Source organism: Mesorhizobium sp. M3A.F.Ca.ET.080.04.2.1 (assembly GCF_003952525.1).
Classification (GTDB): domain Bacteria; phylum Pseudomonadota; class Alphaproteobacteria; order Rhizobiales; family Rhizobiaceae; genus Mesorhizobium.
Map to the genome: position 1 here is coordinate 324,743 of NZ_CP034451.1, position 24,892 is coordinate 349,634.

General features: G+C 58.2%; 21 protein-coding genes. 5 read left to right on the plus strand and 16 right to left on the minus strand.

The genetic code is table 11. The features are described from left to right. Positions 1-39 precede the first annotated feature (39 nt). The 6 genes from EJ074_RS01435 to EJ074_RS29490 all read right to left on the minus strand — a co-directional run bounded on the left by EJ074_RS01435 (position 40) and on the right by EJ074_RS29490 (position 5,797). Positions 40-918, minus strand: coding sequence for a sugar phosphate isomerase/epimerase family protein (locus tag EJ074_RS01435; protein WP_095808424.1), 879 nt, complete (start codon positions 916-918; stop codon positions 40-42). Positions 919-986: 68 nt separating this feature from the next. Continuing rightward, positions 987-2,150 carry a Gfo/Idh/MocA family oxidoreductase gene (locus EJ074_RS01440; RefSeq protein ID WP_165350035.1) on the minus strand — a complete coding sequence of 388 codons (1,164 nt, stop codon included), beginning with the start codon at positions 2,148-2,150 and terminating at the stop codon, positions 987-989. Positions 2,151-2,372: 222 nt separating this feature from the next. Next, the gene (locus tag EJ074_RS01445; protein WP_129552682.1) at positions 2,373-3,392 is read right to left on the minus strand and encodes a cyclase family protein; all 1,020 of its coding nucleotides are present in this window, start codon (positions 3,390-3,392) and stop codon (positions 2,373-2,375) included. Between the two features lie 141 nt (positions 3,393-3,533). After that, positions 3,534-4,820: a four-carbon acid sugar kinase family protein gene (locus tag EJ074_RS01450; RefSeq protein WP_245454784.1), complete on the minus strand. Its 1,287-nt coding sequence runs from the start codon at positions 4,818-4,820 to the stop codon at positions 3,534-3,536. A gap of 29 nt (positions 4,821-4,849) precedes the next feature. Then, the gene (locus EJ074_RS01455) at positions 4,850-5,611 is read right to left on the minus strand and encodes a GntR family transcriptional regulator (RefSeq protein WP_095808427.1); all 762 of its coding nucleotides are present in this window, start codon (positions 5,609-5,611) and stop codon (positions 4,850-4,852) included. Positions 5,612-5,635: 24 nt separating this feature from the next. Then, entirely contained in the window at positions 5,636-5,797 is a 162-nt protein-coding gene (locus EJ074_RS29490; protein ID WP_165349815.1) for a hypothetical protein, read from the minus strand. Between the two features lie 418 nt (positions 5,798-6,215). Here EJ074_RS29490 and EJ074_RS01460 point away from each other — a divergent pair, with 418 nt between their 5' ends. After that, positions 6,216-7,103, plus strand: a complete 888-nt coding sequence (locus EJ074_RS01460; RefSeq protein ID WP_129552683.1) for an aldolase — start codon at positions 6,216-6,218, stop codon at positions 7,101-7,103. 277 nt (positions 7,104-7,380) lie between these two features. Here EJ074_RS01460 and EJ074_RS01465 read toward each other — a convergent pair whose 3' ends face one another. Together EJ074_RS01465 and iolG are read right to left on the minus strand one after the other, a co-directional pair. Further along, positions 7,381-8,343 carry a Gfo/Idh/MocA family oxidoreductase gene (locus tag EJ074_RS01465; RefSeq protein WP_129552684.1) on the minus strand — a complete coding sequence of 321 codons (963 nt, stop codon included), beginning with the start codon at positions 8,341-8,343 and terminating at the stop codon, positions 7,381-7,383. A 53-nt stretch (positions 8,344-8,396) separates the two neighbouring features. Then, positions 8,397-9,389 (minus strand): inositol 2-dehydrogenase, encoded by a 993-nt coding sequence (gene iolG / locus EJ074_RS01470; RefSeq protein WP_129552685.1) that lies wholly within the window; start codon positions 9,387-9,389, stop codon positions 8,397-8,399. Positions 9,390-9,763: 374 nt separating this feature from the next. Here iolG and EJ074_RS01475 point away from each other — a divergent pair, with 374 nt between their 5' ends. Beyond that, entirely contained in the window at positions 9,764-10,747 is a 984-nt protein-coding gene (locus EJ074_RS01475) for a LacI family DNA-binding transcriptional regulator (protein WP_129552686.1), read from the plus strand. Positions 10,748-11,039: 292 nt separating this feature from the next. On the opposite strand, the gene EJ074_RS01480 is transcribed toward EJ074_RS01475, so the two are convergent. After that, positions 11,040-11,978, minus strand: coding sequence for a substrate-binding domain-containing protein (locus EJ074_RS01480; protein ID WP_129552687.1), 939 nt, complete (start codon positions 11,976-11,978; stop codon positions 11,040-11,042). 233 nt (positions 11,979-12,211) lie between these two features. Between EJ074_RS01480 and EJ074_RS01485 the strand changes: the two genes are divergently transcribed. Next, positions 12,212-13,255 carry a LacI family DNA-binding transcriptional regulator gene (locus tag EJ074_RS01485; RefSeq protein ID WP_129552688.1) on the plus strand — a complete coding sequence of 348 codons (1,044 nt, stop codon included), beginning with the start codon at positions 12,212-12,214 and terminating at the stop codon, positions 13,253-13,255. Positions 13,256-13,290: 35 nt separating this feature from the next. Here the strand turns inward: EJ074_RS01485 and EJ074_RS01490 are convergent, their stop codons facing one another. Then, the gene (locus EJ074_RS01490) at positions 13,291-14,256 is read right to left on the minus strand and encodes a D-2-hydroxyacid dehydrogenase (RefSeq protein ID WP_129552689.1); all 966 of its coding nucleotides are present in this window, start codon (positions 14,254-14,256) and stop codon (positions 13,291-13,293) included. Between the two features lie 412 nt (positions 14,257-14,668). Between EJ074_RS01490 and EJ074_RS01495 the strand changes: the two genes are divergently transcribed. Then, complete coding sequence (locus tag EJ074_RS01495; RefSeq protein WP_129552690.1) at positions 14,669-15,589, plus strand: nucleotidyltransferase and HEPN domain-containing protein; 921 nt, start codon at positions 14,669-14,671, stop codon at positions 15,587-15,589. 95 nt (positions 15,590-15,684) lie between these two features. On the opposite strand, the gene EJ074_RS01500 is transcribed toward EJ074_RS01495, so the two are convergent. The 4 genes from EJ074_RS01500 to EJ074_RS01515 form a co-directional block, all read right to left on the minus strand. Continuing rightward, positions 15,685-16,344, minus strand: a complete 660-nt coding sequence (locus EJ074_RS01500) for an HNH endonuclease (protein WP_129552691.1) — start codon at positions 16,342-16,344, stop codon at positions 15,685-15,687. Positions 16,345-16,414: 70 nt separating this feature from the next. Further along, on the minus strand, positions 16,415-17,848 hold the full coding sequence (locus EJ074_RS01505) for an AAA family ATPase (RefSeq protein WP_165349816.1): 1,434 nt from the start codon (positions 17,846-17,848) through the stop codon (positions 16,415-16,417). 273 nt (positions 17,849-18,121) lie between these two features. Continuing rightward, positions 18,122-19,045: an AbiV family abortive infection protein gene (locus tag EJ074_RS01510; RefSeq protein ID WP_129552693.1), complete on the minus strand. Its 924-nt coding sequence runs from the start codon at positions 19,043-19,045 to the stop codon at positions 18,122-18,124. Positions 19,046-19,073: 28 nt separating this feature from the next. Then, entirely contained in the window at positions 19,074-22,034 is a 2,961-nt protein-coding gene (locus EJ074_RS01515) for a TrlF family AAA-like ATPase (RefSeq protein WP_129552694.1), read from the minus strand. A gap of 110 nt (positions 22,035-22,144) precedes the next feature. Between EJ074_RS01515 and EJ074_RS01520 the strand changes: the two genes are divergently transcribed. Beyond that, complete coding sequence (locus EJ074_RS01520) at positions 22,145-22,960, plus strand: hypothetical protein (RefSeq protein WP_129552695.1); 816 nt, start codon at positions 22,145-22,147, stop codon at positions 22,958-22,960. A gap of 311 nt (positions 22,961-23,271) precedes the next feature. Here the strand turns inward: EJ074_RS01520 and EJ074_RS01525 are convergent, their stop codons facing one another. Further along, positions 23,272-23,553, minus strand: coding sequence for a CopG family transcriptional regulator (locus EJ074_RS01525; protein ID WP_129552696.1), 282 nt, complete (start codon positions 23,551-23,553; stop codon positions 23,272-23,274). 194 nt (positions 23,554-23,747) lie between these two features. Further along, the gene (locus EJ074_RS30520) at positions 23,748-24,008 is read right to left on the minus strand and encodes a helix-turn-helix transcriptional regulator (protein ID WP_348627017.1); all 261 of its coding nucleotides are present in this window, start codon (positions 24,006-24,008) and stop codon (positions 23,748-23,750) included. Positions 24,009-24,892 lie beyond the last annotated feature (884 nt).

Consider the following 24,892-nt stretch of genomic DNA (forward strand, 5'->3'; position numbering starts at 1 on the left):
AAAGCAGTGTCATTGCAGCGGAGAGCCAACGCCAAATGATTACGCGCGAGCTCTATCCTTGACGGGCGTGACCGACCTGTTAGCGGCATCAACAAGTGGCTTGAGGTATTCCAGGCACACCCGCGCCACCCAGTCAGGCTCGATTCCACGCTGATGGAAGCCGCATTCCATCGATAGATAGCCGTCGAAGCCCGTTTCGTGCAGCGCCTCGATCAAGGCCGGAAAGTCACCTCGTCCTTTGCCCGGCGGCAGCCGGTTGTTGTCCGAGGCATGGATGTGGACCAGGTCCTTGCCCATGGCATAGACGTAGTCGCTCATCACTTCCTTTTCCGTGATGACGTGATGGGCGTCGAACATCAATCGTACGTTGGGTTCGCCGACGTCCTTCATCATGTCGATCGTGTTGTCACAGGTGTTGACGATGTTGCTGTCTTCGGGCGTGGGCTCGATAACGATTTCGACCCCAATATCCCTTGAGAACCGTGCTATCTCGCGGATTGCCTCGGCAGCCCAGTCCCAAGCCTGCCGATATGTCGTACCGAAGATGTACCATCCCGGCAGGCAGATCAGTCGCTTGCCGCCCCAGTCGGCCGTAAGCTGCGCCATATCCTTGTAGTGATCGATCGCCCAACGACGTTCCTCCGGAATTGGCGACGCCACGTTGTTGCCAGGGCCACCGCCATGGGCCGGCAGCATCGCGGCCAGGTCCATGTCGTAATCTTTCAGCATCTGGCCGATGTCCTTGCGGCGCTGCTTGCTAAGCGTCGGCGGAAAAACGTGCGGGCTGGCCGCGCCGATTTCGATGGCGTCGTAGCCGATCTTTTTGATGCGCCTGATGGTTTCTTCAAGCGTGTAGGCCGGCAACCACGTCGGGTTGCTCGCATAAGGCCAGGTATGCATGGCGAGCTTGATGGTCATTGGGTATCTCCATTGTCGAGGCCATCGCGCACTGCCCAGCGCGGCGCGGCTTCGTTGAATCTCAAATCTCAGTGGGCCAGCTGCGGCACCTTTTCCCAGGCACCGCTTTCACCCGAGGCAAGAATCGCCTCGGCTACACGCTCGATCTGCACACCATCTTCGAAGTTCGGCGCAGCCGGCTTCTTTTCGGCAATGGCCTTGAGGAAGTTGTACCATTCGATCGATTTGATATCGATGTAACCTTGACCCATGCCCGCAACCGGCCAGAGCAAGTCGCCGTAAGGCTGGTTAGGGCCCGAATAGATAGTGCGGAAGCCAAAGGCGTCCGGAGCGTCATCTGCGAAAGCGACACGCAATTCGTTGAGACGCTGATAGTCGAATGCGATGGTGCCGCACGTACCGGCGATTTCGAAACCAAGCTGATTATGATGGCCGTACGCGTTGCGGGTGACTTCGATGGTGCCGAAAACGCCATTGGTGAACTTGATCATGGTGAGCGCATGATCATCAACGTCTACCTTGCCCATTTCCTTTGAGGCCTCGCCCCGCTGGCCGAAGAAGTGACCTGCCGGCAAGGGACGCTCCGGCACGAAGGTCTTCACGATCGAGTTGACCGCCTCGACCTCGCCGACCAGGAGCCTGGCCGCATCGATCACGTGCGTTCCGATATCGCCAAGCGTGCCCGAGCCAGCCTTTGCCTTGTTGAAGCGCCAAGAAAGCGGCGCCTTCGGATCCGCGCCCCAATCCTGGAGGTAATAGCCACGAAACGTCAGCAGCTTGCCGATGCGCCCCTCGTCGATCAGTCGCTTTGCCATCTGCAGGGCGGGTGTGTGGCGGTAGTTGTAGGACACCATCGTCACAACGCCGGTCTTCTTGGCTGCGGCCAACATTTCTTCCGCCTCAGCCACACTCATCGCCATCGGCTTCTCGCACATGACGTGCTTGCCGGCCTTGGCTGCGGCAATTGCGATCGCGGCATGAGTATCATTCGGCGTGCAGATGTCGACGATGTCGATGTCGGGGCGCTCGACGACCTCGCGCCAGTTGGTGCTGTATTCGGAAAATCCGTAATTTTTGGCGGCGTTCTTGGCGAGGGTCTCCTCGACGTCCACAATCACGCGACGCTCAATTTCGATTGGCGCCCCAAACAACATCGGCACGACCGCGGTGGCGATGGAATGCGCCTTCCCCATGAACCCTGTGCCGATCATCGCAACGTTAAGTTTTTCCAACGCAAGTCCCCTGTCTGTCCGGGCGCAATCGCCTGCAGCGATCAATTTTGAGCGGTACGTCTCACCGGCTATCACGGCCAGCGGGAGCCGTGTAAACGTATACATCACAGGAGGATCGGCATGTCAACGATTACATTTGCTGCAGCGCACCGCCGAAGCGCCATTCCGGCGCTTCGCAAAAAAGGCTCGAGCAGCCTCAAGGCAGACTGGGCGGCGAACTGCCTAGACCGTCGCCACCGGTGTAAGGGGAGAACCAAAGGAACCCGGCATCCTCAGAGGCGGAGCCGTCAACAGAAACCGAAACCGGCCATGCGCTTTAAGCCAGGCGTTAAGCGGGGACAAAAGCCAAAGCTCGCCCAAATGGATGCCCAGCTCCACGATGCAGCGCCGATGAAGCGGGAGCGCGGGAAAGCGCTTGCTCCCGTCCGCGCTGCTCGTCTGGAAACCCTCGACGGCGAAGTTGTCCGCGATGATGGCCGAAACGCCGCTGGAATCAATCCAGCGCAGAAGCTTCTCGTCGGAGCCATCAAGCACGCTGTGAGATTCATGGAGCAGCTGAGTGTCAAGGTTATCCTTGCGCTCCACCACCGCGGTACTCCAGCCGGTGTGAATGCAAAGCATGTCGCCTCGCTCCACCACGACCTTGTCCTGTTCCATTATTTGCATGAGGTCGTCGTAGCCGACGAACTTGCGGTCTGCCCCGAACCGCGAAAACACATCCACCATCACGCCCCGTCCCTGGACGCAGGTCTCGGCCATGTTTTCGATGCCAAGTCGACGTGCACCGGCGCCGCCTTCCGCATCCGGCCCCACAATATCGCGGCCACCTCGATATCCGTTGTAATATACAACCTCGGCGACACCATCATCGTCGGCATCGAACTCGTAGCCGATATGGCCAAGTGCATCCCACTGGGTCGAATATTGCGTATAGATCGTCACGGCATCATCGCTGCCGATATCGTTCCAGTCAGGATTATCGCAGCAGAACGGAAAGTTGACGAATGGCCGCCCTTCCTTTCTTGCGATGGTGCGGGTGGGAGGAAGCCTGTTGGAGACCAGCAGATTGCCTCCCGGCAGGTCGAGAGGAACACTCAGACAAAATGCCAAGCCTTCGATCACTTCCTTGGCTGCGTTGCGCCGGCATTCGGATGTGATGAGATTGAGCCTGCCAATCTGGTCGTCGTCACCGAACTCGCCCCAATTTGAATTCTGAGGACGCACCTTCCACCGCTTTGTCATAACAACCTCCAGCATTGCAGTTTCAGTTTCGAATGACGTTGGCTTGTCGCGTCGAACCGGTCCGACCTTTCAGTTCCCAATCGACTGCAGCATCAGGCACACTTCTGGTGTCGCATTCTGCGATCACCCGACAATGCTTTGCTAAACCATGTGATCAAGAGCCTGGATCAGAATGTCATCTCCCCCGTGCTTACCCGGCTTGAGAAACAGCGAAATCGGGTCCGGACCTTCGGCCACGCAAAAGCCCGTTCCTATCGGCCCTTCGGCGAAGGCACGAACCGCGCCGATACCAAGCGACCTGACGACGGCACCGGAGGTCTCTCCGCCGGCCACAACAAAGCGTCGGATACCTCGGTCTCGCAGTGCGCTGGCGATCGATGCAAGAATGTACTCAGCTTTGCGAGCAGCCGCGATCGGTCCGAACGCCGCCTGAGCCCGTTCAGCCGCACCAGCATCGTTGGCTGTCGAAATTGCAAATGGCTGAGCACCGATATGCTGATCGGCCCAGGCGAGCGCGCCGCCGATGACCGCCTCGCTGCCTCGCGGATCAAGAAGGTCAAGGGAAAGCACCGGGTAAGTTTTCGCGAAAGCCTCCAGCTGTCGCAAGATGACCGGTCCGACAGTGCCTGCAAGGACGGCCGCAGGTCCCTTTGCATGATGGGGAGCTGGCTTTTGTGGTCCTTCGCCGGAAGCCAGCATCCTGGTGTATTCCACGGCAAAAGGATCGCTCGCCACCACCACCAACTCGCGCTCGATCGCAAAGCGGGCGGCGATTTCAATGTCCTGGTCGTCGCTTATGTCAAAGAAAATGTGCCCGTTTCCGGCACCTGCCAAGGCATCAGCTGCCAATGCAACTGCCTCCGGCCCCTGACGCATCTGAATATGATTTATCAGACCAACACCATGTGTGGTCTGACGAGACAGGAAACGAACCAGGTCCGGGTCCGACATTGGCGTCAGGGGATCGAACCTCTTTATCGATTCCGACACGAGACGGCCGCGGTAAAAAAGATAACCTTGATGCGTCGTGATGTTGAATTCTGGAAATCCTGCGGCCATGACCACGGGACGAATTCCCTGACGATCCGCCAGGTAGTCCGCGACTGGACCTATGTTGCCACGTTCTGTCGAATCGAAGCCGGCGGAGGTTTTGTAGGAGAGTCGCGAATAGCCGAGCTGCGTGAAAGCATCGGCGATTGCCTTGATATCCGACAATGCCTCTTCGACCGGGGCCAGTCTGGTGCGAGTGCCCGCCACGATGACCCGGGCACCGGGCACCGCCGCTTTTGCATCAAATACCAGGGGAGCATAAATACCGGCTGCCTCGAGATAGCACGCGACCATGAGCGCGCCGGTATAATCGTCGGCTATTATGCCAAGCGAGGGTTTCAAAGCCGCATCTGACGAAATAGACATTGGCATAAACATCGCGGCACGCCCCAAAGGCGGAGGCCACATCATCCTCTAACCAGTGTGAACTCAAATGCGTAGAGATCGGGCCGGTAACAGTGGTTGCCGGTCTCCGATGCCTTACCCAAAGCGTCGTAGGCCGTTCGTTTGGAAGTCAACAGCGCAGCATGGGAGGGCAGGTCGAGCAGATCCGATTCCGCCGAGGTTGCCAGGCGTGCCGTGACCGATTGATGTGCGACCTGGATGGTTACGCCCCGGCGTCCGAGATTTTGATAGAGGCCGCGACTTGTCAGGTCCTCCGCGGAAATGTCGGCGTACTGGCCAGGCAGAAAGTTCTCCATGATCACGAGGGGGACGCCGTTGGCCAGACGTAGTCGGCGCAAGTGAAGAACGTCCTCTCCCAATGTGATCCCCAGCTCTGCCGCCACATGGGCGTCTGCCGGTATGATTTCGCGCTTGAGCAACTTCGTCGATGGATTCTGGCCCATCTTAAGCAAATCGTCCCAGAGGCTGACCAGCTCCATCTTGCGCGACAGCGCCGGTGGAACCACGACCGTACCAATGCCTTGCCTGCGAACAAGAAGGCCCATCCCGACCAGCTCTTCTATGACCCGACGGATCGTCGGGCGTGAAATTCCCAGCCGTTCGCTGAGCGAGGTCTCGTTCTCCAGACGCGCTCCGGGCGGCAGCTTTCCCGAAGTGATGGCGTCGGCGAGCCGCGAGGCCAGTTCGCGATAGATCGGAACCGACGAGGCTCGATCGATCTCGAAAATCGAGTCCGGAAGGTCGGCAATTGCTGGTCTATGCATGCAGCGGTCTCGCAGAGGCGATGATCAAGGGGCCAGCGTCCGCTCTGCCCGATCAAGCAGCCGCTGAATATAGAGGGCGCCCTTGATGTCTATCTCATGCGAGACGCCGGCAGCAACGGCTCGTGCGAACTCTGTCCTGACGGTGGCGGGTGCGCTCGGATCACCGTCCCTGCCGACGAAGTCCATGGTCAACTCTGCGTGGTCAGCAAAGAGCCGCCCCCGGCAATCTGCCCGTCCGTGGGAGTGGTCGATGTCAGGGCAGACGGATCGAAGGTCTGCCTCGTATGGGCCAGCGCCGCTAATGTCGGGGCGAGCCAAGGTAGCCCGAAACAGTGCCACTTCTTTTGTCCCTCCGATAAGCCAGGCCAGGCGATCTTTCTGGCGCAGCGTCGTACGCAAACCGACAAGCGGATGCCCTCGTTTTTTGCTGGGCGCCCAGGGCCTCTGTCGGCCGGCAAGGGTTATAATATGTATTTACGTATTTACAATAGCCGAAAATTCGATACGTCTGAAGACGGGTTTTGGCTCTCGGGCTGAAACCGATGGGGCAAGTTCGGCCACGCCGTGAAGGGGCAAGGCCAACCGGACGAGAAAGATCACAGGAATGACGAACAACCAAAGTTTCGACTTATCGGCGCTGACGCGGCCATCGGGAGCTTTCGCGATGCTTGCGCTTGATCAGCGCGAGACGATGCGAGCAATGTTTGCGGAACGGCAGCAGGCACCCGTCAGCGATGAGCAGATTGTCGAGTTCAAGCTGTCGGCGCTCAGGACGCTTTCTCCACTGGCGTCTGCCGTTCTCATTGATAGGGATTTCGCCTGGAACCGCGCGGTCCAAGAGGGTGTGACCGCGCCAAATTGCAGCCTGATAGCTGCCGCCGACCGGTTCTACTCCAGCGGCGATGAAATCGTGGCTCGCGCGGAGATCGACGACCGGATTGCGCCCGCTGAATTGCGTGAACAGGGCGCCAAGGCTCTCAAGCTTCTGGTAATATGGCGCCCTGATGAAAGCCCCGAAGCACGCGTGGCGATGGTGGACCAGTTCGTCAGCCGTTGCCGGCAGGCAGGCCTGATAAGCATTATCGAGCCCGTATCCCGTCAAGCGCGCGATGGCCGCGCCACCGATACCCAAAAAGGCATCCTTGCAGCGGCACGCGAACTAGGCAACAGAGGACAGGACCTATACAAGTCAGAGGTTCCGCTTCATGCGCAGGGCGAGGAGAATGATATCCGCCGTCAATGCGCGGAGCTCACCCAGTTGATCCGATCGCCGTGGGTCGTTTTGTCGTCAGGCGTATTGCCTGATCGCTTTCCGATGGCTGTTCGATGGGCCTGTCAGGAAGGCGCCCGAGGCTTCCTGGCAGGTCGGGCGATCTGGAAGAATGCAATTGCAGCCGCTGATCCGCTGACCGCACTTCAAACCGATTCCCGCGATCGCCTGAAGCGGCTGTGCGATGTCGTCGACGAAGCCGTCGCGCCTGCAACTGCCTAGGCCCGCCCTGAAAGCTCAGGCGACGTTCACGTCAGGGTATCAGCCGATGCCCATTCCTGGCTCCAAGCTGCCCTAACGGTCCTCCTGCAGACCATCCGTGAGGCGGTGCGGAGGACGTCTGGGAAGGAAGACATTCTGGCGCAACCGCAGACAGGACGAGGCGCACCGGCAGGCAGGTCGGTACCGTTGATCAGGGCACTGATGTTGAACGGTGTTGCCTGGAGCTGACCATCCGGCAGGCTTCCGGCGTCCACCCGACGCACCACGCTAATCGGCGTCAATTAAAGTCAATTCCGATCCGCCGCTTGTCTACAAGCGATTGGCGCGCTGCGTCCAAAATCACTGCGGCGTCGTACGCGTCGTCGAGGTTCGACAAAGGTTGTTGTCCCTTTCCCAGACACTCGTTCAAGAAATAGGTCTGCACCTGCAGGAAACTATCCCAATAAGTCGCGTCATCCCAAAACGGCAACTCAGGCTCACCGAATTTAGTGACGTCCCAGGGAATGACGCCAGTCCCCTCCATGCCGATAATCTTGAAATAACAGGACCACGGCTCGCGGCTTCGGTCATCCGCAGAAAAGCTACCCCATAGGTTCGCAATCTTGCCGTCAGCATATTCGGCCGTGATCATGAGCTGGTCGTGTGCGGACGCGTCTTCGAAATGAACGCTCGTCCCGGTCGCATAGACTTGAGCCGGACGGCCAAGGAAAAACAGCATGCAATAGACATGATGGATCATGAGTTCGCGCATGGTGAGATCCGGCGCGCCGATCGAAGCATCATGTCGCTTATTATAGATCGCCCAGAAATTCACGACCTTACCGAGGCGACCGCCCTCGATATGGGCGTGCAGACGCCGCATGGTCTCAGCATAGATGTAGTTGTGCGACGGCATGCACACGAGCGACTTGGCGTCAGCAATCCTGGCAAGCTCGCGAATTTGTGCGGGCCGTTCGCAAAGCGGCTTTTCCAACAGGACATGCTTTCCTGCCTCCAGTGCCTTTTTCGCGAACTCAAAGTGCGAGGCAGTACTTGTGGCAACCAGCACCGCAGCGACTTCCTTGTCTGCTAGGAGATCACCAATGTTGGCGTAGGCTATGCCGCCAAAGCGAGCGCAAAACTCTTCAGCACGGAAAGATGAGCGATTCCACCCGCCCGCGAATATATCTGGACCAATCTGTTTCAAAGCCTGAACATGAAGCTCGGCGACGTGTCCGAGCCCTATGATACCCATCTTCATCTGGCAGTCCCTTGGTTTGAACAAATGTGCCCGCGGCTAAGCTGCCGGCAGACCTAAGCCGGAATTTCGATTGGCCGCCCTTCCATCCGAGACTGCGTTGCCGCGTCGGCGATCAGTTGGGCTCTCAAACCATCCTGGGCGTCAGGCCGCGGTTTGCGGCCGTTGAGGATTGCATCGACAAAAGACTGCAACTCGGCAAGATACGCCGCGCCAAATCGCTCAAGGAAAAAAGCTTCTGCCTTGGCGAGGGTGAAGCCTTTGCTTGTAGCGCTCTCGACTGAATTTTCCAGAACGTTGGCAGCACGCAGCATACCCTTGGAGCCATGCACCTCAAGCCGCTTGTCGTACCCATACGTCGCCCTGCGGGAGTTGGTGATTTGGCAGATCTTGCCGGATCCGGTTGTGAGAATGACCGCGGCAGTGTCGACATCCCCGACCTGCTCAATCGCCGGATCGACCAGGGTTGATCCAATGGCGAACACCCTGGTCGGCTCCTCTCCCAGAACGAAACGCGCCATGTCGAGGTCATGGATCATCATATCGCGGAACAGGCCCCCGGAACTTTTCAGATAGGAGACAGGAGGAGGAGCAGGGTCGCGCGAAACGATCGAGACTGTCTCGACATCGCCGATTTCGCCCTCGGCAACGCGACGTTGCAGCGCACCAAAGTGGGGATCAAAACGTTGATTGAACGCGGTCATGAAGGGAACGCCTGCGTCTTCAACCGTCTTGATACAAATGCGCACCCTTTCCGAGGAAAGGTCGATCGGCTTCTCGCAAAAGATTGCCTTTCGCCCGCGCGCCACCAGATGGATCATATCGTAATGCGTATCAGTCGACGTCGCTATTATAACGGCGTCGATATCGGCGGCGGAAACGATGGAAGACGCCTCGCGCACTTCTGCCCCGAAACGCTCCCCACATGCCCGCGCCGCTTCCGGTGAAGCGTCGGCAACCGCGACGAGCTTGGCGTTAGCGATGCGTTGAAGGGAGCCGGCATGCACCTGCCCAATTCTGCCACAGCCCAGAATTCCAAATCGAACCATCGAGCAAATGCCTCCCAAGAACCAGCCAAATATCGAGCGGCGGCCCCCGCGCCCAAGGATCCGCGGAGCAGGAAAACTACAGATCTTTACCGATGGTGCATTGCAGGCCCACACTCTCCCACGTGCCAGCAGCCATCAGCAGCGCGATGTAAACGTTTACTATAAGTATGTCAACGTTTTCAAAGCCTATACGCGCCAAGCTTGCGCGTGGTCGTTGACGATGTTGCGCTGGCATTCAAATATGGCCCAGGGAGGCGATTCCCGCTCACGTCCAACTCGATTTGGGCGTCGACCTCCTCTCGGCTGTTCGATGTCCCTAGTTTGCAGCCGGTAATTGAGAAGTCTAAGATAGGCCGGCGCGCTAGAAAGTCCTCATGTCGAAACCACCTACAGTTCACGACGTCGCGCGACTCTCGGGTGTTTCCACCGCAACGGTCTCTCGTTACTTTGGAGGCAAGGCCAGCGCTCTGGCGCCCGAAACACTCGAAAACGTCCGTAAAGCCGCAGAGACGCTCGGCTATACACCATCAGAAATCGGCCGCTCCCTCAGGCTGGCACGCAGCCGTGTTGTTGTCATGATGGTCCCGGACGCCACCAACACGTTTACGACGGACGTTGCCGCGTCAGTTGAGCAGGCACTGAAACAATACGAACTGTCCATGGTGCTTGCCAATTCGGCCGAGGATCCTGATCAGCAGGACCGACTTTTGACGGACGCGCACGGGCTCCGGGCAAGGGCAATCATTCTGCAGGGCGCCATAGACACACCGCAGCTTCGTCAGATGACCGAGCGCCAGGATAACATCATATTCGTCAATCGCCGCCCAGCGCCTGGGATCGTTGCTCCTTATGTGGGCATTGATAACCACGCAGCTGGCCTGGCGGTCGGTCGATACTTCGTTGAGCAAGGCTATGAAAACTGCGTCGCGATCTCGGGACCCCATCACTATTCCGGCAGTAGCGAACGCCTCGAAGGGTTTCTTGCCGGCCTCGGGAAGAAGAAGCCGGTCCTCCAGTTCGAGAGCCCCTTCACAATGGAAGGCGGCTACAAGTGCGGCCAAAAGCTACTCGCCCGCCGCCGTCGACGCTACGCCGTCTTTTGCGGTAACGATATGATTGCCTATGGGTTACATCGGGCGGCCGTCGAACGCGGTCTCGGCGTGCCCGAGGATCTGGTTATCTTTGGATTTGACGATAACAGGATGAACGATTGGTTGGCCCCCTGGCTGTCAACCGTGCAGGTATCGGCTGACGATTTTGGACCGGCGATCGCCAATCTGATTGGCTCACCTTCGCTGGAAGGCAGGGAAGAGAGCTTGATCTTGCCATTCAAACTGAAGCTGCGAAAGTCAGCTTAGCATCCGCGGGGCCACCTCGCACCATGTGGCTCTTAGCATTGGCCATGGCACCTTAAGGAACCGTCGTGCACGTTGGCCGATATGCCAAAGCCAATCGGAGCGTCGACCCCGTTTGATCGTGACCAAATGGGCGGGCCAAAAGGGCTCTAAGATCACGGCGCCAGCCCGAGATAGCCAACTTGTGTCGCGTGCGGCTTCAATCGAGAACGCACACGACACCTGCCGGCTGGTTCAAGGGCGGGGTCGGTGGCAGTTTTTAAGCTGCCACCGACCACTACTCGCCGTCGAAGAACTAATTCTTGCTCAGATACTTATCGACGTTGGCAGGGTTCACCAGTTCGAACGGAATCCATACCGGAGAAGCAACCTTTTCGCCCTTGGCAAGCTTGATGGCCGCATCCACCGAGCCGGCTCCCTGGCCGATGGCATCCTGGAAGACGCTCACGTCAAGATCGCCATTTTGCATGTAGTGCATGGCTTCTTGTGTGGCGTCGATGCCGCCCACAACCACGTCCTTCATATCCCATCCGGCAGCCTTCATTGAGTTGATCGCGCCCAGAGCCATTTCGTCATTGTTGGCGATCACCGCAGCAGGCTTGTACCCGGCCGTGATCCAGTTGCTCATCAGATCCTGCGCCTTGACCGGATCCCAGTTCGCGGTCTGCTCATCGATGACCTTCATGAAACTGCAGTCGGGCGTGCCAATGACATCGTGGATGGCCTTGGTGCGCATCACAGCGCTGTGCTGCGCCAAAATTCCTTGAATAATCAGGATACCGGCATCTTTTGTCTTTCCTTCATCCTTCAGGATGCGGCAAATCTCTTTGGTCTCGATCGTCCCTGCCTCGAGCTCGGCGGATCCGATAAAGGCTGCCTTGGGTCCCAGGGTGTTAAGATCGTCAGGCGTGTTGTTTACATAAACCAACGGAATGCCCGCGTCGGCCGCCATCTTGGTGATCGTCGGCGAAACAGAGCTTTCGACCACGTTCACAATAATCGCGTCTACCTTGGCGGCGATGAAATTCTGGATCTGGGACAGCTGCTTATTGACGTCAGCTTCCGCGAATTCGATCTGAAGCGGCTGGTTGGTTTTGGCAGCTTCACTTTTCATTCCTTCGACCATGACGGCGAGAAAAGAGTCGGTGTGGGATATGGCCACGCCGATATCACCAGCCAAGGCGGGCGCCGCTCCAAGGGCCATTGCGACGGCCCCAATAATCAATTGCTTCATTTTCTCTCTCCCTTATGGGCGTCCGGCGGCACCCACTGTTAAAATCCGGATGGTCCACCGGGTGGAGGACGTTCGGTGCATACGAAAAGCGCCACTGCCGGCGCGCTGGGGACATGTTAACGTATACAACACGTCTTTGTGATCGAATGTCAACGATTACATTGTTATTTAACGGCACATAATTTGAAGCACGCCCCGCGGGTTCCTGGAGAAACCCAGCCTTCGGCGCGGGTATGGATATGCCCAAACAAACAACATCGTCCCTTTCCATGACCACGATCCACGATGTCGCAAAGCTGGCCGGGGTGGCGTCTGGAACCGCTTCAAATGTGATGGCCGGCAAGCCTGGAGTGTCGCAAGCAAAGCAAACGGCCGTCCGTGAGGCCGCACGCCAGCTAAACTACAGGCCATCGTCCATTGCGCGGGCCTTATCAAAGCGCCAGTCAGATATGATCGGCGTGCTAACCCAAGGCTTTCGCTCGCCCTTTTTCGCCAGGGCGGTTGATGTTGCGGAGCGCGAGATCCGGCTCGCCGGCAAGCATGCCGTTATCGCCTCCTCTCCCAGCCAGGCAGATTCTGACTGGTGTAACGGAGAACCGCTCTCTTTTCTCGATAGTCGCGATTGCGACGGCATTCTGGTGCTTGGATGCACCTGGTCTGAACGCGAACTCACACAGGTGCTGGCTGGGAGAACGAGGCCGATAGTCTTTGTGAACCGGCAGCTAACGTTTCAGCCGAATGCGTCGTTTTCTGTTGATCATTATGCCGTCGGCCATTCGATAGCTGAGCACCTATTGCGGCAAGGACATAGGCAGTTTGCAGCCGTCAAAGGCCCCGACGAGCATTATCAGGACGCAAGCCTTCGGCACAAAGGTTTCGTGGATACGATTGCAGCGGCTGGTTTTCCTGTCGACCCGGACCTGATTATAGAGGGCAGTCTCGATTTTTGCGGTGGAAAAGTCGCCGCTGAAAGACTGCTTGCCATCGGTCGCCCATTTAGCGCGGTATGCTGCGGAAACGATGAACAGGCTATCGCCGCCGAAGCCATCCTCTCCAGCACCGATCATCCCCCGGAAATCTTCGGGCATGGCGGCTGGGACCTACTAAGCTACATAGCCACTAAGGTCTCCACCGTCACTGTGCCTATCGCCGACATCGTAGAAAGCGCATGCGCCTCTTTGCTTAACCAATGCTATGGTGGCGATCGACCGGTTCGTCGCACGTTTCCGACGTCTCTGGTTATCCGGCGGCAAGCTGGAGCGTCTAACCTCCGTTGATTGAGAACGCCCCCAGAATCCGCCGCCTTTTAAGGCTAGTATCCGCGGTCCGGGTAAACGACGTTTACCAGCGCCTCACCGTTACGCCATCTTGTTAAATTGTCGCAAAACATGCGTGCCGAATCGCGTTCCCAGTCGGGATAGGCTGAGGCACAATGTGGGGTGATCACGACGTTTTCATATCCCCACAATACATGATCAGGTGGCAGGGGCTCCACGTCAAATACATCGAGTGCCGCGCCCCCTATTAACCCGCGGTCGAGAGCATCCACGAGGGCCTTCTCGTCAACGACACCTCCGCGTGACATATTCACCAGAAACGCTGAAGGTTTCATGGCCGAAAAGGCATCAGAGCCGATAAGGCCGCGTGTGGCGGGAAGCAGGGGGACGCAGCAAACGATGTAGTCCGCACGGCCAACCACATCGCATATAGAGGCTGGGGCGTGAACTTCATCCACATCCGCTATCGGGATCGGTCGCGCGCGAATGCCAAGGGTGTGCATCCCCAACGCCTTGGCGCGAGCGGCGACCGCCCTGCCTGCTCCTCCAACGCCCACAATCAGTATAGTCTTGCCTTCAATTGGCTCGACTCGTCCGACCGACCATTGGCGTGCTATTTGTAGCCGGCCAAGATGACGCAGCCGCAGCGAAAATGAGAGTATCGTCCCTAATGCGTATTCCGCCATCATGCCAGCAGCCAAGCCGCGGGAATTGGTGACCATAATCTTCCCCGGGTCCCAATACCCGAGATGGTCAATGCCGGAACCACCTACCGAGATCCATTGGACGCTTTGCGCCTGCATCAGAACATCTTTGGGGAACTTCGCTTGGCCACTGAGTAAAATAGAGTAGACCACCTCGGCTTTCGTATCAGCCAGCTTCTCTGACAACCCGGCGTAGGTGTCACAGACATGCGGCCGCAGGTCCGGATGCAACTCACCCAGTGTCTCGAGAACTGCGTCCGGTCGATCGGTTAGAAGAAGAATAGTCGGATTACGCATCCTAGGGGCCTAACACGCACGTGGGCGGTTGTGAACACGCGCTCGAAATCGCTCCGGTTGATCTCTCGCATCAGGGCTCCGATGCGCTCGGCGACGGCGTTGACGACTTCCGCCCTGCTGCGCTCCAGCTGCGCATGGTCCTCATAAGGACCGCTCAGCGGGTGCTTGAGGTGGCACCAGCACGAATCGTGCGTAGATGACCTCAAAGAAATTACGCCCTGTCCCTCCTTGGCATCCGGTTACGACTTCGCGTAACAGCAAGCAGCATTCGTTTATTCTTCATATTACTGCAATACACTTTTCAATGATATTTTTTAACTCTCTTGTTGCCCAAACCTACCGGAGCCGTCAGGCTGTAGATTCGCGGCCTTCACCCGGCTATGCATGTGCAATGGACGAACGACCCTTGTTTATGAAATCCAGCATCGATCATCTCCCGCCTCCAAAGCAGCGCGAGCTGAGAAAAGCAGTCGACCTACTGCTCGAGGAATTCGACGACGCGGTCAAGGGAGGAACGTCGGATTTCAAGAAGCGCGGTCGGATACTCAAGGTCATCCTGTTCGGATCCTATGCACGCGGCGGCTGGGTCGACGAGCCACATACGAGGAAGGGATACCGGTCGGATTTCGACCTCCTCGTGGTGGTGAACAACCGCAAGCTCACCGATTTCGCCAGCTACTGGCAGACCGCGGCAGACCGGCTGATGCGCGAAGTCAACACTCCCGTCAGTTTCATCGTCCACTCACGCAGGGAGGTGAACACGGCCCTGAGGGAAGGTCAGTATTTCTTCGTCGACATTCGGCGCGACGGCATCGTCCTCTACGAACTGGATGAGGAGCCGTTGGCGAATCCGGTCTCTGCAAACATGACCGAGGCCGTTCGGCTTGCGACCGAATATTTTCATGACCGATTACCCCATGCCAAGAAGTTCGTGAAGGGTGCGATATTCTTTGTTCACGAGAAGGACTACAAAGAAGCTGCATTCCTCCTCCATCAATCCATCGAGCAAGCCTACGCGGCGTTGTTGCTGGTCCTTACGAACTACAGCCCCGCATCGCACAACATTAAATTTCTCCGCAGTCTGGCCGAGGACCAGGCCCAGGAACTTGCCGAAGTGTGGCCTCGCGACCAACAGCGATTCGTTTCGTGGTTCAACGTCATCAACGAAGCCTATGTGAAGGCACGCTATTCGCGCCACTTCGAGATCACGGAAGAAGCACTCCACTGGCTCTCAGAACGAGTCTCGGATCTCATCGATCGGACTGAGGATATCTGCCGAACGCAACTCGCTCGACTACAGGAGGAAGCCGACAAAACCACCCGGCGATCCTAACCCCTCGGTTGTGGGCGGCTGCCCAAAGCCTGATGGCGCGTAACACGCCGATTGGCGAAGGACATTGCACCCGCAGAGGTAAGACGACGCCTGCGTCAGACGCTCCCATCAGCGGACTGCCGGCGCTCGTCCTCGATCTCCAATCGAGCCATGATTGAGGCAATGATTGGCCGCGCCTCCGCCGGAGACTTCGCCAATCGAAGTTCGCCTATGTCGCGCTCGAACCTGCGGTCGCGTATAGGCTGTCTAGTTCCCAACACGCGCTCGCGGAAGCGGAACAAATCACAGTGGTAGATCGTGAACTTTCCCTCTGGAGAAAGGGCATGATAGGTGCCCTCGCCCTCAAGCTCGATGTGGTCCTCCCAAGTGTGGAAATGGGGATGCACAATTCGGTAGAGGTCGGCGCGATCAGGAAAGCTCCTCCGGCTGGGATCGGCCACCGGCACGACCCCCTTCGCTTGATTACATTCAACACAGGCGACGGCTAGATTACGGGGAACAAACATGAAATCGCAACGCGTCGCGCGCGCGATGACGTGCTCGAGGTCCCAGACGCGCCCGTGATGGGCATAAAGAGGCTGCTGACAATAGCAGCAGCGATAATTCTGTTCGCGGATGTAGTGCTGCTTGGTTCGCGACTTCAATTCATCGAGTTCTTCCTTGCCCCAGAAAGTGCCGTCGAACCCGTACTCGGTCAGCATCGCATCGACGAGAGCCTGTTCGTCGCCATCATAGACCACCGGATTGGCAATCACCTTACCACTGCCTTCCGCGCAATTGCCTCCAGATCGCCGATTAGTTCTACGACGCCAGGGCTGTCTTCAATCATCGGTCGAATTCTGACGAGCGCACGGACAGTATCCTGATATTCAGCGCCTCTCGCCCCCCGTCAGCCGCAAGACGGAGCGCCTTCACAAGCTGTTCTCGGACATAATAATTGTCGCCGCTCGCGACGTCGAATGCCTCGACCAGAAGGTAGTCGATGGGCCGACCGGAGACTTCGCTGCCGTGCTTCAGAGAAGCACTACTCAGTGACGCTAGGGTTGCGTTGGGAGGCGCGTCGCTGAGAATGAGCGGAGAGTGGGTGGCGAGTACATAGTGGCAGTTGCGATAGGATCCGAAGGTGCTGAGCAGGAGATCGAGGTAGCGAGCCTGCCACTCGGGGTGCAGATTGGTCTCTGGCTCGTCAATTAGGATAAGCGAGTTGTCCTCGAGCCCAGCGGCCAAGGACATGAAGGTAATCGCGATGCTCAGCTCACCGGAGCTCGCCTCCTTGAGATCGATCATCCCTCCGTCCTTCCGACCAACCTCGACAGCATACAGCCGGACGAGCCCGAGCCGGCGCAGCAACTGTAGCCTCTCATACGACCGCAGCGCCGAAAGGTCGGGACGCTCAAGATCGAACCTGAGATGGACGAACCCTCTATTCGATTCGTCCAGTGCGTAGCGGGCGGCCTTACGCGATTCACCGAGCACTACCTCGTCCCTCTCAAGCAGATGACGCAACCTGGCGCTATAAATGGAATCTCGACGACGTGCCTCGAGCACCTCGTCGAGGCTGACCTCCCCCGCGAGGCCGTCCAGCACGCTTCGTTCATGAAGGCGGTAGACGACATCGAGGGCGGGCAGGAACCCTAGCATTTCAAAGACTCGAGTCAGCCGGCCGCGGTCGTCGAGCGCTATGCGCGACACCATCCCTTCAAGCGCGCGCGTCAATAGCGCTGCGGTAGACACCTGCCCCATCCGCTCCCGCATGCCCAGATACGAGTAGATGTCGGGGAACTCCGGATCGGACAGGCCGCGTCGATGCCGCGCCCCGCCGATTGGGAACTTATCAAATGGTGTCATAGACAGGCCGATCACACGCTTCGGCAAGATGGCCTCATAGAGGGGAGCCTCTGCGCCGTCGATGCTAAGCAGGACCTTCGAGCCCTCGCAGGTAACCAAATGGTGGCTGCCCTCGGCGAGATATTCTAGGCGCGACAGAGGAACGCCGCGTGACGAACCGCTCCGGCCATAGTCTTGAAGCAGCTGGAATGTCGTGGCAATCCCCGACAATATCCGACTCTTGCCTTCACCGTTTCTGCCGAGCAGTACAGATAGGTGACTGTCGTTGGTAGAACGGGCTGCTTCGCTCGTCGCGGACTGGAACGAGATTTCGACAGCTGTCGACTGCGTAGGCATGTCCTCGACTCGCCAGCGCGGCCTGTTTTCTGCTTCAGCCAGCCGCGCGTGCAGCAGCCGGAAACCCTTTTCCATGATTCCCCCACAGACATCCCCAACTTCGCTCTCAGCATGGCTCACCATCGTCGTCAAGATTAGAACGCAGCCCCGCTGAAACCTGAATGTGCAGCTTCTAGGGACCATAGCTTGGGGCTGAACGACGATGGTGAGGCGCGAAGCCGCCATGTCGTCGTTGTGCCGACAACGGCGGCCCGCTTTTGGGTGTTGAGGGTCGAATACCTTCACCACACGGTGGGGCGACGAACATCTTGTGTGCCGAGTGATAACGGCGCGCTCGCCAGCGCCGAGCTAGCGGCGGGATATCTTTTTTTCGGACAGGCCGATCGACCGCTCAAATCTGACGACGTTCTTGATCATCCGCTGGAATTCCCATGGGAAGTGCCCAAGTATCTCGGCCATAAGCTCGCCGGCGAGGATGGTGAGTTCCCGGGCACGCAGCTCGGTGATCCTCGCGGCAGGCGTGATGGCGCGGCCGCTCTCGATATCGATATAGAGGCACTGCTGCCGCGTCTTTTCCAGGTCATCGCTTTCGGCTTCATGGAGCACACGCTGGACCGTATTCTTTCCTAGGATACGGTCCAGCCTGGCATTGATAAGTGCGCCGGACATGACGCTGATGAAGTGCTTCTTGCGATGATTCTTTTCGACGGAGGGATTGCCGGCGATCGGCAGCGGCTCATCAAGATAGATGAGCTCTTCGGCCAGGCGCGTCAGTTTGCCGACCTCCTCGATGACGAGGATCGACAAGAAGGCAGCGATCGGGAAATTGCCGCGATGGAACAATTGACACGCGTCGGACCACAGTTTTTCGACGTACGATATGAGCGTCTTGTACTGTTCGAGCCTTGTTTCAAAGGTGGTGCCCGTGAGCAGCGAAGGCTGCGTATTGATCGCGTTCGATCGCTCCTCTAGCAGTCTCGGGAAGCGCCGCGCGCCGTCCTTACGCGACAGCTCCTTCCCGATATCGCGATTGTCGGGATTGACCCCCGCTTCGATCATCTTTTCGCGCATCTCGATCGTAAGCCGATCCAGCACCCGGCGATCGGCTATCAGCATTCGCGAGAGCCGCAACTGCTGCACGAATGCGAAATAATCGCCAGCGGGCGCCGATCGCATCACATCCATAATCGAAACGCGACCTGCGACGATATCGTCGACAAGCGTTTCGAAGGTGTCCCTGGGCTCCAGACTGCTATCTCTCGTCTCCTTCATTCGCCGGTCCCCATCCCGTATCGCGCTGTCAACGAGACGTCCTCTTTAGCGGTACCCGCAACCGTCGGGCACGCTCCAGGAACGCCTTCTCGCCCCCTTCCAAGATGTCGCAGACCTGCGTCCTGATTCCAGCTTCATGCAGACCGCCTGATGTATAGGTGATCGGCGGAAGGGCACCAGACGGGTGAGGGCCTACGCCGGCCACGATGATCTGGTCTGCATCGGCGTTGACGACGAGATTTGCATTGTGGGTCACGATGATGACCTGCCGCTTCGCCTTCGCGGCCTGGAACAGGCCGACCAGTTCATCGAAAATGGATTTCGGATCAAGATTCTCCTCCGGCTGGTCGATGATGAGCGGGCGATCATCAGCATCGTCCAATGCAAGATAGAGAAGCAGAAGCACGATTCCGCGTGTACCGGGAGACAGCTTGGTGATCTCCACCCCATCGTAATCGATTCCGTAACGCAGGCCGATATGGTCGGTGCTGAACAGCCACTGCGCGAAATTCCGCGACCAAGCCCGATAGGACTGGTCGGCCTTCGGCACCTTTGCCGCTTCCAATAAATCGTCCTGATACTCGGCCCTGAACGACGCCATTGCCGCCGAGACCGCATCTGCATCATCCTTTTCCCAGGCTGACAGCAGTAGGCGGGTAGCCGCATCCAGCAGGCTTCCTTGACCTTTGAGGGGATTCTTCCGGCCGTCGAGCAGGTCCTCGCCGCGCTTGGCCCATTGCGCGACATCGGCGGTCCGCTCGACGGAGAAGGTCAGCTTCCGGACAGTGCCGCCGGAGGCGGCCAAGCGGGTCATCAAAGGGGCATAGAGCGAAGCGAGAATCTTTTCCTCACTCAGGATGGCCTGGAACACCTTTTTGTAGCCGGACTCTCGATCCTTGGTCAGTTGCTCGGCACGGTCCCTAGCCCCTTCGCAGTCCAGAAGTCGATCTTTCAGGACTTGAAGCGCGGAGGTTTCCTCGGAGATGCGCTTCGTCAACGTTCCAAGCCGCTGCGCCGTATCGCGGTCGGCTGCGATGATCTTTTCCAGACGTTTGATTTCCGCTTCGAGAAGCGCGAGTGGGAGGTTTGAGATGTCCGCCTCAGGAGGGATCAGCGGGATATCTTCCGAGGCCGGCGCGGCCGGGGCCTGACCTTTCCAGGTCGCGATCGATCTTTGGGCCGCCCCGTCGCGGTCCTTGAGCACAGCGTCGACATCGCCCTTGAAATCCAGAAGGAACTGTTTCCATTGGTCGTCGTCGAGCCGGGCGACCTTATATTGCTCCATGATCGTCCGCAGTGCCTCCGGCCCACGGTTCTCACGATGGTCGGCGACCTCGTCACGAATGGATGCAAGCGCCGCCTGCTGGTTCGCGAAGTAGCGGACGTTCGATCTGGCTTGTTCGGCCGCCTGGACGAGTTCGGCGAGGCGCTCCGCCTCCTTCGGCGATGTCTTCGGGATCAGCTTGGACCGATCGGAGGTATAACGATCGATGAGCTTTTGTTTTTCGTCGATCTGAAGCCGGAGGGCGGGCGTCTGCTTGACCTTGTCCCTCTCCTGGCCGATGCGCTCGGACACGGACGCGAGCGCTGCCTCCTCGCGCACCCGCGCCTCGCGGAAGCGTGACGCCTTCAGATCGAGAAGGTCTTTGAAGCTCACGGCACCGTCACGTTCGGCGAACGGGTGGGCATCGAAGATCACCCGCTCGATCTCACCCAACAGCGCGTCGGTCATGCCCACTGAGGAGCACAGCTCATCAACGAATTGTTGTGACAGGTATCTTGCGCGCGGGTACCTGTCCCAGTCGTCGATGACGGGATTATCGAGCGAGCGAACGACAGGATCTATGCCGTCCTGCCAGCTCACACGCACCTGGGCGCCAGCCAGATAGCCGTCTTCGTTGGCCCGATTCAGGAAGGACTTGCTGTTCACGACCTCGGGGAACGCGTCGCAACCCACGGCAATGATCTCGGCAAGTGCGGTCTTCCCTGAACCGCGCGCGCCGATGATCGCGACCATGCCCGGGTTGAGGGCGATGTCTGGGGTAGTGGCCCAGTCGCACCCTAGCATCTCGATGCGAGAGATCACCTGAGAAGGCGTCGCGCCAGCGGTAGGGGATTCACCCACATATGCGCGGCGCGGCTCGATACATGCCTGGCGTAATGCGTCGAATGTCGCCGCACCTTTGACCCAGCAGAAGCGATTCTGGTCAGGCTTCGCCACGTTCACCATGGCGTGGGCGTCGCTTCCCCACAGGGTCGGCTTCAGGGAGCCGTACTGCGCGATGATGGATTGCGGCGACGAGCCTTCTTTCTGACCGAGCCAGAAATCGCGATCACGGGGCGAGCCTGAGAAAATGATCTGGGCGAACCGCTCAATCTCCCGGCGTAAGGCTTCGTCCGCCCCCTCGCGCACGCCGCCACTTCCGTCATTGCCGGCAGCGACCGCAACGAGGATGTTGTCGTGAGCCCAGGCATTGTCTAGCGCACGTCGCAGATCCTCCAGGGACACCTTGTATTGTTGCGACCCGTGAGCAAGCGCCGCTCGACCCGTTTTGGCCGGATCGAGCGCGGTGCCGAGGCGGGTGAGCTCACTGGCGGTGCATCCATAGTCCTGGTCATTCACCCTGAAGGTCAGCCTGGCGAGTATCGTGTTCACGCGCTCGACATGGTCAGGACCAGAAGGATCCACGAGCAGATGGACATTGACGAAATTGCCCTTCAGAGTACCGATAGCGAGCCGCATCTCGATGTTCGGGAAGAGAAGCTCACATTTCGGAAGCCGACCCGACTCCTTTTCTTCACGGACGGCTTGATACGTTCCGATGCCATAATAGTCGGTGATGCCAATGGCCTTCAGGACCGGGCTCGCCGTCTCCAGTGCCGTCAGATAAGCGTCCATCGAATCCGCGCCGAACTGATCGTTGAAGATCGTACCCGGCGCATGGATATGTGGCTCCCAGCGATGCCACTCTGATCCACGGTTGAGCATAACGTCCCCCCTCGGCGCCTATCAGGCCCCTCTTTGAACTACGTAGGCAGATAGTTGCGGTAGTGTATTTTCGTTTTGATTCCTAATAACGCACCAGAGATCGCATACTTATGGTCATAAATCTTTCTGAACGCCTCTCCGAGTTCTCGTATGGGTATGGTGTCACTCGCGAGATCGAGCTGCTCCTCAGGTCGGTCGGCTGTGAGGCGACGCCGTTCCTGCCAAGCCTGATCCACGAAGAGGAGCTGGGCTTCGATGTCGGTTTTGCAAAACCGGGAAGGGTGGTACTTGCCCAGTTCAAGCTTGGGCAGGAGCTCAGGCGGTTCCGCCTGGCGGCGCACGAGACTGCGGTGCCGGACCTCGATCATCCCTTCTGGCAATTCCGAATCGATGTTGTCGGCCATCAATTCCTGCGCCTTATCGAGTTCGAGAATAATGGTGCCGAGGTGTTCTATATCGCGCCGCGGTTCGCCACATGGCAGGACTATGACACCGCCTTCCATAAGGGCGATGTGCTGGAGAGATCCCTTTTGACGAAACCCTCGGAGATCCTGCATGAATTGGGCGGTGCCACTGCCGCCACAGGTGTGCACCGCATCGCGTATGACCGTTCGCGGCGATATGTCTGCTCCGAGCCGCGCACCATTCCAGAGTACCGGCCGCAACAGGTGGCAATGCGGGTGCGCGAACAGCTTGGGGGGCAAAGCGAGACGCTTGGCGATCAGATCAAGCGGCTCTATGCGCGCGAAAGGCCCCGACGAGGACCGCGATTGCTTCGGTCCGATAGGGCCGAAGCGATCCTCGCACGGGCAAAGACTCCCCTCGACGGCATGGCCGCGATCGTCGCACTCGAAGCATGGACGCAAGGGGCACAGGTGATCTTCGTGACCCTGGCCGATCCGGAGAACGCCGAGGATATCAGCTAAGCACGCTCGGACAAAAATGGGAGCTCGTTGATCGCCGAACCCCTTTCGCATCACGCTTGGATGCGGCCCAGCGGGCTTCTATTCTAAAATGTCCGCTTTCAGGCGCACGAAAATCTTAACGTCCGACAAGGTGGCGCAAAGCCGCCTCTCTAGGAAACCGCCATCATCGGCGAATCACGCCTGAAAAGTGCGCATCGGCCTAGGATAACGTGGACAAGGCCGAGGCTACGCCACCGCCAAGTTTGCCGCCATCAGGTTGCACCCGATTTAAACATCCGACATGGAGCGCGCAGTTGCCACGCTCACCTCGGCTAGGCTGCAACCGCAGCCTTTTTGCGAGCTGGTTTTGATTTCCCTTTCGCTACGATCTTGGCCTTGGGCGAGATCGGCCGCACGCTTTTCTTCTCACCCTTCGATTCGACGAAATAGCTCTGCGGGTCTTTGCGCTTCTCGTTCAGGCCAGTGAGGATGAGGTCGCGAATAAGTTCGCCCTTGCTACAGCCTCCACGGATCGCCGCCAACTTGAGCGTTTGATCGAGGTCCTTCGAGAGATAAATGGTTCGGAGCACCATGTTGTCGGTATTATCTGCCATGGTGGCCTCCTTTCATGTGTACATATGTACAGGTCTCTCTCGCGAGATTTCAAGTTCACCCCAACTCGTTGAGACCATCGTTGCCGCTAGACCGACTGGCACCGGGAGAAATGGTGAAAGTTAATTTGAAAGCCACTGCTTTCAAACGGTGCCTCGCCGTAGGGCGTGGGATTCTGCCATCCGCTAGTTCGAACTTACTGGATAGCGACCTGCGACCGAAGAGAAACGCTCTCCGGCGCAATCACCACGCCGGCCGATTCAAGGGCGTGTCGGATTGCTTCAATCCTAGTAGGCGGCAGCAATCTTTTCCCGTTCTCAAAATCGCGGATTGTCCCCTCGCTCATACTTGGCTTGGCGGCTAGCCGCACCTGCGTCCACTTCAATAGGGCGCGCGCTTGCCGAGACTGCTTGGGCGTCAAATCCTGCGCACGGCCTGACGGCATTCGGCTATCCATCTTCACTGGGTGATGCTCCGGCTGTTCGTGCCAGACGACTTGGCGCAAATTGCGTCTGTCTAGCGGCTGACCGCGTGCTGGACAAACGACAAAATTGTCTCTCCCAGGGGCAACGGTCTGCGTCCACAGCCTGCCAACGATCAGCGGTCAAAGATCAGAGAGCTTTGGTCAACCACACAGTCTCCTAAGGCTTCACGCCCAACGTCTTGCGACCGTCCTCGTCATCACTAACAGACCTGTGGCATCGTGGTGCGATGCAGCGGACGCAATAGTCGCCGACATGTGCTGACGACTCAAAAATCTCGACCGGTTTTGGCGTCTGAAACGACATGTTCCTCCCGTGAGAGTGAACAGCGACCGCCCACCAACGTTCACTTATTTAGCCACCGCTGATGAACGTGTGCGCTCATACCATGGGGGCCGGCGCCGAAGGATTTGAGCGGCTAGTCTAACTGGACCGGGTGATCCAGTCCCCAACATTCCCCAAATTCCAGGAAATCCCATCTCAGCGATACCGCCAGAGAACACGGGTTCCGCTTTTTCAGATATTGTAAATACGTAAATACATATTATAGTCACCGAGGCTCGCCTCCGACATCCTTGCGATCCGCTTGGAGGTCTGGGCCCGGACCTGATGCCGCATTCAGGCCATCGACCATCAATCCCCCCGAACTCCAAGTCCGGGCGGCCGAACAGTAAGGAGGTTGTCTACCGACTACTGTCGACAACATATTGGTGCCGAATCGCGGTTTTCGCGCGTTTTATGGACTTTTTGAGGCCTTGACAGCGAACTAGGTGACCTTATAGTCGATTGTCGACAGCCGGCATTGGGCAGAAAACGCTTCTGGCTGCAAGGAGGAGGAGCATTGCCACTGCGTATTGCA

Bases quoted from the DNA above. Each gene is read 5' to 3' on its own strand.
- EJ074_RS01505 (WP_165349816.1), bottom strand. From the start codon at position 17,848: ATGGAAAAGGGTTTCCGGCTGCTGCACGCGCGGCTGGCTGAAGCAGAA.
- EJ074_RS30520 (WP_348627017.1), bottom strand. From the start codon at position 24,008: ATGGATAGCCGAATGCCGTCAGGCCGTGCGCAGGATTTGACGCCCAAG.
- EJ074_RS01435 (WP_095808424.1), bottom strand. From the start codon at position 918: ATGACCATCAAGCTCGCCATGCATACCTGGCCTTATGCGAGCAACCCG.
- EJ074_RS01445 (WP_129552682.1), bottom strand. From the start codon at position 3,392: ATGACAAAGCGGTGGAAGGTGCGTCCTCAGAATTCAAATTGGGGCGAG.
- EJ074_RS01510 (WP_129552693.1), bottom strand. From the start codon at position 19,045: ATGAAGGAGACGAGAGATAGCAGTCTGGAGCCCAGGGACACCTTCGAA.
- EJ074_RS01455 (WP_095808427.1), bottom strand. From the start codon at position 5,611: ATGCATAGACCAGCAATTGCCGACCTTCCGGACTCGATTTTCGAGATC.
- iolG (WP_129552685.1), bottom strand. From the start codon at position 9,389: ATGGTTCGATTTGGAATTCTGGGCTGTGGCAGAATTGGGCAGGTGCAT.
- EJ074_RS01495 (WP_129552690.1), top strand. From the start codon at position 14,669: ATGAAATCCAGCATCGATCATCTCCCGCCTCCAAAGCAGCGCGAGCTG.
- EJ074_RS01480 (WP_129552687.1), bottom strand. From the start codon at position 11,978: ATGAAGCAATTGATTATTGGGGCCGTCGCAATGGCCCTTGGAGCGGCG.
- EJ074_RS01460 (WP_129552683.1), top strand. From the start codon at position 6,216: ATGACGAACAACCAAAGTTTCGACTTATCGGCGCTGACGCGGCCATCG.
- EJ074_RS01465 (WP_129552684.1), bottom strand. From the start codon at position 8,343: ATGAAGATGGGTATCATAGGGCTCGGACACGTCGCCGAGCTTCATGTT.
- EJ074_RS01520 (WP_129552695.1), top strand. From the start codon at position 22,145: ATGGTCATAAATCTTTCTGAACGCCTCTCCGAGTTCTCGTATGGGTAT.
- EJ074_RS01485 (WP_129552688.1), top strand. From the start codon at position 12,212: ATGGATATGCCCAAACAAACAACATCGTCCCTTTCCATGACCACGATC.
- EJ074_RS01490 (WP_129552689.1), bottom strand. From the start codon at position 14,256: ATGCGTAATCCGACTATTCTTCTTCTAACCGATCGACCGGACGCAGTT.
- EJ074_RS01475 (WP_129552686.1), top strand. From the start codon at position 9,764: ATGTCGAAACCACCTACAGTTCACGACGTCGCGCGACTCTCGGGTGTT.
- EJ074_RS29490 (WP_165349815.1), bottom strand. From the start codon at position 5,797: ATGGACTTCGTCGGCAGGGACGGTGATCCGAGCGCACCCGCCACCGTC.
- EJ074_RS01450 (WP_245454784.1), bottom strand. From the start codon at position 4,820: ATGTTTATGCCAATGTCTATTTCGTCAGATGCGGCTTTGAAACCCTCG.
- EJ074_RS01525 (WP_129552696.1), bottom strand. From the start codon at position 23,553: ATGGCAGATAATACCGACAACATGGTGCTCCGAACCATTTATCTCTCG.
- EJ074_RS01515 (WP_129552694.1), bottom strand. From the start codon at position 22,034: ATGCTCAACCGTGGATCAGAGTGGCATCGCTGGGAGCCACATATCCAT.